Genomic DNA, 12,212 nt, shown 5'->3' with positions numbered 1-12,212 from the left:
CATAAAAAAACAAGCCTTATGAAAGTTGTATTATTTTGCGGAGGCCAAGGCATACGGCTCAGAGAATATTCCGATCAAATCCCCAAACCCATGGTCCCCATTGGCTACCGGCCAATCTTGTGGAATATCATGAAGTATTATGCAAGTTACGGGCATAAGGATTTCATTTTGTGCTTGGGATACAAAGCCGATGTCATTAAAAATTACTTTATCAATTATGATGAAACCCTCTCGAACAACTTTGTTTACACAAAAGGGGGCAGAGATATTGAGCTGCTAAATTCGGATATTGATGATTGGAAAATCACTTTTGTGGACACCGGAATGAATGCCAATATCGGGATGCGTTTGATGCAGGTTAAAGAATTTTTGCAAGATGAAGAAATGTTCCTGGCGAATTACAGCGACGGATTGACGGATCTCCAACTGCCGGAAATGATTGACTGGTTTGAAAAAGAAAAAGACAAAACAGCCGCCTTTATGGCCTACCAGCCAACACAAAGCTTTCACATCGTTCAGCGGGAGGACAATGGAATTGTAAAGAAGATAAGCCATATCGGAGCCTCCAACCTCCACATAAACACCGGATATTTCATCCTTAGAAAAGAAATTTTTGACTATATGGAATACGGCGACGAACTGGTTGATCAACCCTTCAACCGACTTATCGGAGATAACAAACTTGTTTCGTGGGAACACAAAGGATTTTGGGCAAGCATGGATACCTTCAAGGATAAGAAAACACTGGATGATATTTATGCCCAGGGAAATCCGCCATGGGAAGTATGGAGCAATATGGAGAAGCCGGAAACACACAGAACTAAACTGACAAAAACATTTCCGAGCTATGTTGTCGTTTAAGTTTAAAAATGATTATCCGCTGAACATTCTGTGCCTGGGAGCACACTGTGATGACATTGAAATTGGTGCCGGCGGCACATTGCTAAAAATCTTCGAGAAATATGAAATCGGGAAGGTGGTTTGGGTGGTATTCGCCTCAAACGAAATCAGGAAAGCAGAAGCCATAACCAGTGCCAACCAATTCCTCAGCAACATACCCAATAAAAAAATAAGCGTAAACTCATTTCGCGATGGTTTTCTACCTCAGAAGCACTGGGAGATAAAAGAATATTTCGAAGAAATAAAAAAAGAGTTTATCCCGGACCTGATTTTCACCCATTACCGGGACGACCGTCATCAGGATCATCGTTTGGTGAGCGACCTGACCTGGAATACCTGGAGGAACCACTTCATCCTGGAATACGAAATCCCTAAATATGACGGAGATTTGGGTGTCCCAAATTTCTATGTGCCGCTTCAGGAAAAGCATCTTCAGGCCCGGAATAACATCCTGCTCCAAAGTTTTGCCTCCCAGCACGAGAAACACTGGTTTGACGAAGCAACCTTCAATGCGCTGCCCCGCCTGAGAGGCATGGAATCGGCCACCACATTTGCCGAGGCTTTTTATGCGCGCAAAATGGTTTTTTAAGATCAAGATCTTCTTCTGCAATGACTGTATTGCTATCTTATTTTTCAATTTCAGCGACCGAATGTTCACTATTCTGCAATGTACGTCCATGCATGAATTTTTGAATATAACGTAAATATTGCCTAGGTTAATCTGTAAGGAAAAATAAGCAACCAGTGAAACAATCAAAAAACAATCCGATTAAATTTCTAGCTAAGCTTGAAAGGAAAATCATTAAAGATCTTGAAATTCTTAACAATCATTTCCATAGATTCACCAATCACATACACCCAATTAAAGATCGCCTAGTAATCAAAATAAAGCTTTATGAAGACTTAAATGAATCACAACGAAAGTCCGTCAATTACACTTTTAGAAAAGTGTACCAGATCACGTTGGAAAAGCACCATGAAGAATGGGAAAAACCACACTATCTCGCACTAGGATATTTAAACAACAAACTTATAGCGATACGTTATATTGTACTGGCGGAAGCACTATTTGATGGCACCCCTGTAAAACTTGCCGGTACAGGAGGCTTACTAACTTTACCGTCCTACCGACGATTAGGAATTGCTGAAGAAATTTTCAGACGTGTTGATGATTATATTTTCGATAATCTTAACATTGACTGTGGACTTTTTATTTGTGGCAAATCACTAGTGAAGTATTATGAAAGATTAGGATGGACAAAGCTAACTTGCTACAAACTTTTTTATCAAAACAACGACAATAAAATTTCTCGACTTAAAAAATATGCTGTAATGATCAAATCAAAGAGCAGAATTTACAATCCAGAATTAATCGAGATTAATGGAAAACTTTGGTAGCAAGCATACCCGACCCCTTATCCACAAAGTTCAAGCTAACATTCCATTTTCTATTATACGTCAAAAAAACTAACTCCAATGAAGCATAATATCTGCCCATGCTGTCAGAGTAAAAATCTTAAAGATTTTTTCGTCTTGAAGAACGCACCAATACATAGCCTGGTAACCATCAAAAGCTACGAAGAAGCGATTGCTATCCCAAGAAAAGATATCACCTTGACTATTTGTACTGATTGTGGTTTTGTCTTCAACAGCTCGTTCGATACCAGTATTGATTTTTTCACCAACGGTTATGAGGATCAGCAAGGTTTTTCGTCCACGTTCAGAATGTTCCTGACCAAGGTCACAAACCGATTTATCGATAAATATAACATTCGGGATAAGGATGTGGTTGAAATCGGATGTGGCAAAGGTGACTTTATTAACTTGTTTTGTGAGCTCGGCAATAACCGGGGCATCGGTATTGATCCGGCTTATGTGCCCGGGCGAAACGAACCGCATCCCAACGTATCGTTTATCCGCGAGTTTTATTCCGAAAAACATGGCGAGCTACCAATGGATGCCATTACATGCCGCCATACCATGGAACACATTCACGACACCAATACCTTCGTTAAAACCATCCGGAAATCCCTTAAAGAAGGGCATGATGTAAAACTACTGATAGAAGTCCCCTGTATAGTAAGGATCCTGAATATCCAGGCATTTTGGGACATCTTTTACGAGCACTGTAGTTACTTTAGCCCGGGATCATTGGCCCGGCTCTTCAGAAAAAATAAGTTTGAGGTGCTGGATACTTATCTTGAATATGATAACCAATACTTATTTCTGGAAGCTCAACCATCGCAATCCGTACAAAGCACCGTGCATCCGTTAGAAGAAAGTGTTACGGAGCTACAGGAAGCGGTTGATGAATTTGTTGTCAAAATTAATGACCAACTGGGGAGCTGGCGAAAAAATCTCCAGGAGATGAAAGACAAGGGACAAAAAGTAGTGGTTTGGGGCGGAGGCTCAAAATCGGTGGGTTTTCTTACCCAATTTGACGATCTGCAAGTTATTGAACACGTGGTGGACATCAACCCACACATGCAAGGCAATTTCATCCCGGGTATTGGCATTCAATACATCACACCTGATCAGCTGAAAGAAGTTATGCCAGATGTAGTGATCATCATGAACGGGGTTTATAAAAATGAAATCAACACGATGCTTGCCGAAAGGGGAATGCATCCAGAGTTAATCTGCTTGTAACATCAGCTACCACAGCTTACTCCACCTCGCCTGCTCAGCTACAAACACCTCAAAATAAGCCTCCATTGACAATAATCTCCACAAGTGAATTCCGGGACATCACAAACAACGCAGTAAAATGCGGATGAACTTCCCCGTTACGTTTAGAGTACATTTTCATCTAATTAAGCCTATCAACATGCAAATAAGGCAATATTCTTATGAAACCTCGGCCCTTTGGCGAAAGTCCGAAGAATTGATGGCGGAGATATCAACCATGGAGCCTTTTCCGGAGTGCCCCGCCCATGAGCAATTCCTGTTGCTCAAAGATGTTGCCCTTACTTTACACCAAGACATTGAACAGGCTTATACGCTGAATGACCGCCAAATCATTCTGTACCACTTTTCGAAAGCGAAATCTTCCTGCCAAATCATGGAAAAAATCCTTTCGCGAATTGAGGAAATTTTCAGTCCCCAATCGGTACTCATTTCCATCCGAATTATTGAAGAAATAACGCTTATGCTGAACCATTACATTCATCTCAGCCTGATAAATATTACTATTGAAAAGAAGAATAAAGATTAAGGAATCGGACTTTCTTCCACAGGATCAATCATTCCCAGAATATTCATTGTAAAACTTTCAGCCATGTCGAAAACTGCATTGATTACCGGAGTTACCGGCCAAGATGGTGCCTATTTATCGGAATACTTGCTAAAAAAAGGATACATCGTACACGGGATCAAACGTCGGTCATCCCTGTTCAATACCGATCGCATAGACCACTTGTACCAGGAACCGCATCTGGACCATCGCAATTTCATCCTCCACTACGGAGATATGACTGACAGCATGAACCTGACGCGGATTATTCAGGAAGTGCAGCCAGACGAGATCTACAACCTCGCAGCCATGAGCCATGTAAAAGTGAGTTTCGACACTCCTGAATATACAGCCAATGCCGACGGAATCGGAACCCTGCGCATACTTGAAGCAGTGCGCCTGCTTGGGCTGAAAAGCCGCATTTACCAGGCTTCCACTTCCGAATTGTATGGTTTGGTACAACAAGTTCCCCAAACAGAAAAAACGCCGTTTTATCCCCGCTCGCCATACGCGGTTGCCAAAATGTATGCTTACTGGATTACGGTAAATTACCGCGAAGCATACGGCATGCATGCCAGCAATGGTATTTTGTTCAACCACGAATCGCCAGTGCGTGGCGAAACCTTCGTGACCCGAAAAGTTACCCGCGCCATCAGCCGCATTGCCCTGGGAATGCAGGAAAAGGTTTTCCTGGGCAACCTGTCGTCGAAACGTGACTGGGGCCATGCCAAGGATTATATCAAAGCGATGTACCTGATTTTGCAACAAGACCAGCCCGACGATTACGTGATTGCCACCGGGGTTACCACCACCATCCGCGAATTTATCCGCATGTCCTGCAACGAAGTGGGGTTGGAAGTTTCGTTTACGGGAGCAGGCGCCGATGAAAAAGGATTCCTTTCAGGTATTGACGAAAAAATCTTTACCGAAAAAGTTGGCGAAGACTATTTGGAAGGCATTAGGAAAAGGCTGAAGGAGGGAAACCCGGAAATTGTCAGTGTCGATCCGATGTATTTTCGCCCAACCGAAGTTGAACTGCTGATTGGCGACTCAACCAAAGCCCGGACCAAATTGAACTGGACACCCAAATACGATTTGGCTGGTCTGGTGGCCGATATGATGCAATCAGACATTCACCTGATGCAAAAAGACGCCTACCTGAAGGACGGAGGTTACCGGATTTTGAATTATTTCGAGTAAAACAAAAGGGTTGATTTGTTGATTTCGGCTCGTCAAATCCGTATTTTCGGGCTCTATATTATAAAACCAATCATTGAGAACGCCCTTGCATGGAGAAATCGAGTAAAATATATATTGCAGGTCATCGTGGGCTGGTCGGATCGGCTATCCTAAAACGCTTACAAGCAAAAGGATATGAAAATTTCATCCTTAAAACGCACAGCGAACTGGATTTAACTAACCAGTTGGCTGTTGCCGCTTTCTTCGAAACCGAAAAGCCAGACTATGTTTTTCTGGCCGCAGCAAAAGTAGGCGGAATCATGGCCAACAATATTTACCGGGGACAATTTATTTACGAGAACCTGATGATCCAAAACAATGTGATCCACCAGGCTTACCTGAACGAAGTAAAAAAGCTCCTGTTCCTGGGAAGTACCTGTATTTATCCCCGCGAAGCGCCACAGCCCATGCCCGAAGATAGTTTACTGACCTCTCCGCTGGAGTACACCAACGAGCCATACGCCATCGCCAAAATTACCGGCATCAAAATGTGCGAAAGCTACAACATCCAGTACGGGACAAACTTCATTTCGGTAATGCCAACCAATTTGTACGGACCGAATGACAATTTCGACCTGGAAAAATCGCACGTCTTGCCGGCATTATTGCGCAAAATACATCTGGGCAAATGCCTTGAAGACAAGAATTGGCAAGCCATTCGTGATGATTTGAACCTGCGCCCGGTAGAATCGGTTTCCGGGACTTCAACCCAAGCAGAAATTGAAGGGATCCTTAGCAAATATGGCATCAACCAACAGGCAGGCAACCATGTTGTTGTTGAAATCTGGGGCACCGGCAAACCGATGCGCGAGTTTCTTTGGAGCGAAGACATGGCTGATGCCTGCATCTTTATGATGGAAAATATCAGTTTCGGAGAGCTTATACCCGCCGGAACAACAAAAGAAATACGCAATACGCACATCAATATCGGCACCGGGAAAGAAATCAGTATCCGCGATTTGGCCGGACAAATTAAAAAGATAACCGGGTTTCAGGGTGACCTTTTATTTGACACCACCAAACCCGACGGTACCATGCGTAAACTCACCGACCCGTCCAAGCTCCATGGACTTGGCTGGAAGCACCAAGTTGAGATTGAAGAGGGTATTTCACGGATGTACGAATGGTACACCAATCAACAATAACAAATCAAGCTGAAAAGACACTTATGAAACACAATACCTACCTGATTGTGATGGCAGGTGGCATTGGGAGCCGGTTTTGGCCCATGAGCACCGAAAACAAGCCCAAGCAATTTTTGGACATGCTACACACAGGCCGGACACTTTTTCAGCACACCATTGAGCGGTTTCAGGGAATTTGCCCGATCGAACAAATCATGGTGGTTACTTCGGCAAATTATAAGCTACTGGTGAAGGAACAATGCCCGGAGTTACTGGACGAAAACATACTGGCCGAACCTTGTATGCGCAACACAGCCCCTTGTATTGCTTACGCCAGTTATAAAATCAAAAAGATGAACCCGGAAGCGAACATCATCGTTGCCCCTTCGGATCATTTGATTGAAGAACGCGATGTATTCCGTAATACCATACAAACCGGGCTTGAATTTGTGGCTTCGAACCCTGCAATTCTTACCTTGGGGATTCAACCGCGTCACCCCGAAACCGGTTATGGCTATATACAAACAAGCCAAAAAAATATTGAAATTGCTAAAGTAACGGCCTTTAAAGAGAAACCAAACCTGGCCACCGCCGAACAATATATGGCCGATGGCAGCTATCTCTGGAATGCAGGCATCTTTTTATGGTCGCTGCCGACTATTCTTTCAGCCTTTGAAAAGTATGCGCCGGAATTGTCCAAGGCATTCGAAAAAGGGATTCCGTATTATTATACCGATCAGGAACAAACTTTTGTTGATGAAACGTATCCATCGTGCGAAAATATCTCGATCGATTATTGTATTCTGGAAAAAGCTGAAAACCTGTATGTCCAAAAGGCCGGGTTTAGCTGGTCCGATTTAGGGACTTGGAGCGCTTTATGGGAAAAATCAGAGAAAAACCAGGAGGGTAACGTAGCTACGGCCAACCGTGCCGCTTTTTACGAAAGCTCGGGCAATCTCGTCCATGTTACGTCTGGCAAGAACGTGATCATTCAGGGATTAACCGACTATATTGTTGTAGAAGCAAACAATGTTTTATTGGTTTGCAATAAGAAAGAGGAGCAACGTATCAAACATTTTTTAACTGATTTCAAAAACACCGAAAACTAGTGGCAATTATGGCGTTAATCAGGAGTATTACTACTCCCCGGTTCTTAAAGATCGTTCGTACTCTTTGTATCATCTGGCTGATCACCATCCTGATCCTGTCACTTGTGCCGGTGAAAGAATTTCCGAGAGCGCCCCTGATCCCTCATTTCGACAAGGTTGTACACTTTTTCTTTTACCTGATTTTAGCCGGACTGAGCGTATTGTCCCTCCCGGCACAGAATAAATGGGGCAGACTGACGCTGATTTTCGCAGTTACCCTATCCTTTAGCTTCGTTATTGAAATCCTGCAAGCGATCTTACCATTCGGACGAAGCTTTTCAGTTCTGGATTTGGCAGCCAATTTCAGCGGAATCATTACAGGAATTGTTTCAGCACAATTGCTTATTTCGGCACAAGAGAACAACGCCAAACCATAGTCTTATACGTGTAAAACTACCTATCCTCTTCCTGCTAATACAGATTTCAGTGGAAATCCACAATCATGTTATTTTGCCTTTAGAATGAACCGTTTCCGTTGTTCTTAGAACAGGAATACGACGAACATTCACAGCGATGGAGCTAAGATCTCCAAAATGCTACCTCCTTAGAATTTTACAGAAAAGATATTTCCTCTGTGATAACGAAACAAAACACATCCTGCTGTCAACAAGAAGCAGATAAAGCTTGTTTTTCAATTAGAAGTATTAACAAGTAGTCCATATTATCCTATCACCTTTATGCGTAATATTCAAAAAAGATCAGCTATGAACACAAAAAATTGGCTTCGCATTGTCGGAATCGTATTAGTTTCAGTAAGCTTGTTTTCGTGCAGTACGAAAAAGAACATGACTTACTTTAGGGATATAGAAGGTGAAATTATAGAAAAAGGACTGCCTGTTCCACCAGCCGATCACATCATAAAGCCCAACGATAACCTTTTCATTACGGTGAAAACAATTGACCCGGAAATCAATGAACTGTTTTCGAACAATAATGGAGGAGGTGCAGCTGCTATGAACAACCAACGTTTTCAATCGTTGGCTGATCAATATATCTATGGTTATCAGGTTGATAGTCGGGGCAAGGTGTTCCTCCCAATTATGGGTGAAGTCCATCTGGCCGGGCTTACCCTGGCCGGCGCCCAAAATGAAATCATGCGCCGGGCCGGCGAATACCTGAAAGATGCGAACATTCAGGTAAAACTACTAAACTTCAAGGTAAGCCTCTTGGGAGAAGTAAGGAATCCGGGAGTTTTGTATAACTACAACAATACACTGACAATCCTGGAAGCCATCAGCATGGCAGGTGGAATAACTGAATATGGCGAATTGCGCAATATTCTGGTTATGCGTGAGGTTCCGCAAGGAACCAAGTCTTTTCAGCTCGATTTGACCAAGAAAAGCATTCTCGACTCAGAAGCCTTTTATCTTCAGCCCAACGACATGGTTTACATCAAAGCGCAAACCATGAAAAGTACACGGATTAATACAACCTTATATACGCTTATCCTATCCAGTATATCTACGTTGTTGGTTATTCTCCGATTTATGGCAGATTAATTGCCTGATACGTGTTGTGGTGTCATTTTAACGGAACTGACTGATTATAAAATCACTAAAAATGAAAAAGATCGACGAAATTAATAGCGCACTGGAGAAGGAAGACATTGAAGCTGTAAGAAAATTCCTTCACAAGATTTACCGGAACTGGTACTGGTTTGCGCTCAGTTTTCTGATTTTCGTTTCACTTGCCGTCCTAAAAACGAAAACCAGTTCTCCATCTTACCAAACAAGTACACTCTTGATTATTAAATCTGACAAATCAGCCTCTGAATTTGTCATGGACGGTTTTATGAACCCTTTTGAAGGGAAAAATACCAATATCGAAGATTATATTGGCATTCTGACTTCCTATTCGCTAAACCGCCGGGTACTCGAAAATCTGGACTGGGCAACTTCCTGGTATAGAAAAGAGTTGTTTAGAGATGTTGAATTGTATGGAAATGAACCCTTTGTAATCACCATGCAACCAGAAATGAACAACCTTGCGTATGTACCCATCTACATATCAATGGTTGATTCATCGCATTACCGAGTTACTATCGACGAAACTGTTAAAATTAATCAGCAAAACGTAAAATTAAATTATACCGCGAAGAGAAAATTTGGAGAAGCTTTCGAAAATGAATACTTCAATTTTACAGTCTGGAAAAAGCAAGAAACTCCCCCGGCTGAATGCTTTTTTATTTTTAATGACATTAGAAATCAAATTTTAAACTACTCCCGAAGTCTTGACATTCCAGTGGATCCAAAAGTCAGAACAAACCTGATCACGATCCTTCTGGAGGATAGCCATCCCCAAAAAGCGATTGATTACCTGAACGAACTTAGCAACGTTTTTGTACAGTTTGGCTTGATCGAGAAAAACAGGCAATCGGCCAGTACTGTGAATTTTATCGACGAACAACTTTCCGGGGTAATCGATACGTTAAAAGTAGCAGGTAGTAATTTTACTTCCTTTCGGTCGCGGAACCAAATCGTAAATATTGGACAAGAAGGAGATATTATCGTACAAAAGTTGGTGGAACTGGAGACTGAACGTTCGAATGAGCAGGTACGTTTGGAATATTACCTGAATCTTCAAAATTATATGAGCGATAAGGAGAAGATGAAACAGATGATATCACCTTCGGTTGTTGGGATAACCGATGCGACCGTAGCCGCTTTGGTAACTAAGCTGGGCGAACTCTACAGCCGCCGCGAGATCATCTCCTATACCGTAAAAGATAAAAACCCCAGCTATATCTTAATTAACAATGAGATCGAACTGGCAACGCGGAAATTGAAAGAAAACTTGGCAACGCTCATTAACAATTCAAAAATTGCCATTAGCAACCTGACCCGCAGAATCGAAAACATGAATGCTCAACTTAAACTCTACCCGAAAACGGAGCAGGAACTGATGAACATCAAAAGGTCATTCGACCTAAATAATGAGCTATACACTTTCTTGTTAAAGAAAAGGGCAGAAGCAGCTATTACCCACGCTTCAAATGTCCCGGACACACAAATTCTGGATCAGGCAGCCCCGGACATCACGGTACAAACCGGTCCAAGTATGACGATGAACGTAGCAGTTGGAGGATTCATGGGCTTGGCGATCCCTTTCGTCATCATCATTGTTATGAATTATTTCAATGATAAGATTAATTCGGCAGAAGAAATTGAACAAATGACATCGATCCAGGTAATTGGAAATTTGATAAACAACAACAATAAAAAGGAACCGCTCCCAACCATCAGACACCCACGCTCGGCAATTGCTGAATCATTTAGGGAATTACGAACAAATCTGCGATTCCTTTATCCGGATGAAAGCTCTAAGGTCATAAGTATAAATTCGGTTATCCCGAGGGAAGGGAAGTCGTTTACAGCGGTGAACCTGGCTTCCATGATTGCCATTAACAGCATGAAGGTTCTGCTTATCGATTGTGATATGCGAAAACCGAGTGCCCACAAATACTTATCCTGCGAAAATACAGTAGGATTAAGCACATACCTAATTGGGCAACATGAGCGGAACGAAATCATTCAGAAAACAAAAATCGAAAATTTACAATTGATATCCGGAGGGCCAGTTCCGCCAAACCCATCCGAGATGCTCGAAACAGGCCGCCTAAAACAATTGATTAGCGAATGCAGAATAGAGTATGACTACATCATTATTGACAATTCACCATTGAGCTTGGTTTCTGATGGTATTATCATCAGCCAGTTCACCGATATAAACCTCTTTGTACTACGGCAAGATTATAGCACCAAAGGCGAAGTACGTTTTATAAACCACATGAATACGGACAAATCGATGAAAAATGCAGGCATCATCCTAAATGATATTAACCTGCGGAAACATGCTCACACAGGCTATTACGGTGCAAAATACAGCTTCAAATCCAGTTACGGCTTTGACTATTATTTTGAAACAAATTAGTTATTTTAGCCGATCAGGAGATCTATAAAAATTACAAACTTATCATAACCACATACCGATGATTATTGCTGTAGATTTTGATGGAACAATTGTGGAACACAAATACCCAAAAATCGGTAAAGAAATCCCTTTCTCGATACAAACGTTAAAATTATTACAGGAAGAAGGGCATCGGCTGATACTTTGGACATACCGGTATGGAAACGAATTGGAAGAGGCAGTTTCCTACTGCAGATCCAGAGGGATTGAATTCTATGCCATAAACAAAAGCTACCCCGAGGAAAATTTTGATATTGCCACCACCAGCCGTAAAATTTCAGCTGATATGTTTATTGATGACCGAAATATTGGCGGGCTACCTGACTGGGGAAGAATTTATCAGATGATAACAGGAAAAGTATCTGCAAATTCAAAAAAGACGGGATTTAAATTTTTCAGATGAATACTCATAATTGCTCTTGTTCATAGAGACTTAAAAATCAAAAAAGCTGCCAATCAAGCAGCTTTTTTTGTACCTACCCTCGAGATCCCGAAAGTGAATGAACATCACGAACCGCAATATAACAAAAAAACCCTGTGCTCTGGAGAACACAGGGTTTGGAAAGGATGGCGACGACCTACTCTCCCACATTTCTGCAG

Annotated in this window: 12 protein-coding genes; all 12 read left to right on the top strand. The window is 42.1% G+C overall.

The annotated features are described in order from the left end of the window. The first annotated feature begins 18 nt into the window (after window positions 1-18). Window positions 19-861, top strand: coding sequence for a sugar phosphate nucleotidyltransferase (locus tag N2K84_RS10490; protein WP_282591762.1), 843 nt, complete (start codon window positions 19-21; stop codon window positions 859-861). Then, window positions 848-1,489, top strand: coding sequence for a PIG-L deacetylase family protein (locus tag N2K84_RS10485; protein ID WP_282591761.1), 642 nt, complete (start codon window positions 848-850; stop codon window positions 1,487-1,489). The genes N2K84_RS10490 and N2K84_RS10485 overlap by 14 nt, the downstream gene beginning before the upstream one ends. A 155-nt stretch (window positions 1,490-1,644) precedes the next feature. Beyond that, window positions 1,645-2,298, top strand: coding sequence for a GNAT family N-acetyltransferase (locus N2K84_RS10480; protein WP_282591760.1), 654 nt, complete (start codon window positions 1,645-1,647; stop codon window positions 2,296-2,298). Window positions 2,299-2,433: 135 nt separating this feature from the next. Next, window positions 2,434-3,549: a class I SAM-dependent methyltransferase gene (locus N2K84_RS10475; RefSeq protein WP_282591759.1), complete on the top strand. Its 1,116-nt coding sequence runs from the start codon at window positions 2,434-2,436 to the stop codon at window positions 3,547-3,549. Between the two features lie 178 nt (window positions 3,550-3,727). Further along, window positions 3,728-4,114, top strand: a complete 387-nt coding sequence (locus tag N2K84_RS10470) for a hypothetical protein (protein ID WP_282591758.1) — start codon at window positions 3,728-3,730, stop codon at window positions 4,112-4,114. A gap of 63 nt (window positions 4,115-4,177) precedes the next feature. Beyond that, window positions 4,178-5,332, top strand: coding sequence for a GDP-mannose 4,6-dehydratase (gene gmd / locus N2K84_RS10465; protein ID WP_282591757.1), 1,155 nt, complete (start codon window positions 4,178-4,180; stop codon window positions 5,330-5,332). An 89-nt stretch (window positions 5,333-5,421) separates the two neighbouring features. Then, window positions 5,422-6,516, top strand: coding sequence for a GDP-L-fucose synthase family protein (locus N2K84_RS10460; RefSeq protein WP_282591756.1), 1,095 nt, complete (start codon window positions 5,422-5,424; stop codon window positions 6,514-6,516). A 23-nt stretch (window positions 6,517-6,539) separates the two neighbouring features. After that, window positions 6,540-7,604, top strand: coding sequence for a mannose-1-phosphate guanylyltransferase (locus tag N2K84_RS10455; protein WP_282591755.1), 1,065 nt, complete (start codon window positions 6,540-6,542; stop codon window positions 7,602-7,604). Between the two features lie 8 nt (window positions 7,605-7,612). Then, window positions 7,613-8,020 carry a VanZ family protein gene (locus N2K84_RS10450; protein WP_282591754.1) on the top strand — a complete coding sequence of 136 codons (408 nt, stop codon included), beginning with the start codon at window positions 7,613-7,615 and terminating at the stop codon, window positions 8,018-8,020. A 327-nt stretch (window positions 8,021-8,347) separates the two neighbouring features. Continuing rightward, window positions 8,348-9,142 carry a polysaccharide biosynthesis/export family protein gene (locus N2K84_RS10445; RefSeq protein WP_282591753.1) on the top strand — a complete coding sequence of 265 codons (795 nt, stop codon included), beginning with the start codon at window positions 8,348-8,350 and terminating at the stop codon, window positions 9,140-9,142. A 61-nt stretch (window positions 9,143-9,203) separates the two neighbouring features. After that, entirely contained in the window at window positions 9,204-11,573 is a 2,370-nt protein-coding gene (locus N2K84_RS10440; protein ID WP_282591752.1) for a GumC family protein, read from the top strand. Between the two features lie 58 nt (window positions 11,574-11,631). Next, window positions 11,632-12,015 carry a BT0820 family HAD-type phosphatase gene (locus N2K84_RS10435; RefSeq protein ID WP_282591751.1) on the top strand — a complete coding sequence of 128 codons (384 nt, stop codon included), beginning with the start codon at window positions 11,632-11,634 and terminating at the stop codon, window positions 12,013-12,015. Window positions 12,016-12,212 lie beyond the last annotated feature (197 nt).

The organism is Gaoshiqia sediminis (assembly GCF_025907915.1).
GTDB lineage: Bacteria > Bacteroidota > Bacteroidia > Bacteroidales > Prolixibacteraceae > Gaoshiqia > Gaoshiqia sediminis.
Note: the sequence above shows the minus strand (reverse complement) of the source record. Positions and strands in the feature narration are given on the sequence as shown.

Excerpts from the sequence above, each read along its gene's own strand:
- N2K84_RS10445 (WP_282591753.1), top strand. The coding sequence starts at position 8,348 with ATGAACACAAAAAATTGGCTTCGCATTGTCGGAATCGTATTAGTTTCA.
- N2K84_RS10485 (WP_282591761.1), top strand. The coding sequence starts at position 848 with ATGTTGTCGTTTAAGTTTAAAAATGATTATCCGCTGAACATTCTGTGC.
- N2K84_RS10490 (WP_282591762.1), top strand. The coding sequence starts at position 19 with ATGAAAGTTGTATTATTTTGCGGAGGCCAAGGCATACGGCTCAGAGAA.
- gmd (WP_282591757.1), top strand. The coding sequence starts at position 4,178 with ATGTCGAAAACTGCATTGATTACCGGAGTTACCGGCCAAGATGGTGCC.
- N2K84_RS10470 (WP_282591758.1), top strand. The coding sequence starts at position 3,728 with ATGCAAATAAGGCAATATTCTTATGAAACCTCGGCCCTTTGGCGAAAG.
- N2K84_RS10435 (WP_282591751.1), top strand. The coding sequence starts at position 11,632 with ATGATTATTGCTGTAGATTTTGATGGAACAATTGTGGAACACAAATAC.
- N2K84_RS10455 (WP_282591755.1), top strand. The coding sequence starts at position 6,540 with ATGAAACACAATACCTACCTGATTGTGATGGCAGGTGGCATTGGGAGC.
- N2K84_RS10450 (WP_282591754.1), top strand. The coding sequence starts at position 7,613 with ATGGCGTTAATCAGGAGTATTACTACTCCCCGGTTCTTAAAGATCGTT.
- N2K84_RS10460 (WP_282591756.1), top strand. The coding sequence starts at position 5,422 with ATGGAGAAATCGAGTAAAATATATATTGCAGGTCATCGTGGGCTGGTC.
- N2K84_RS10440 (WP_282591752.1), top strand. The coding sequence starts at position 9,204 with ATGAAAAAGATCGACGAAATTAATAGCGCACTGGAGAAGGAAGACATT.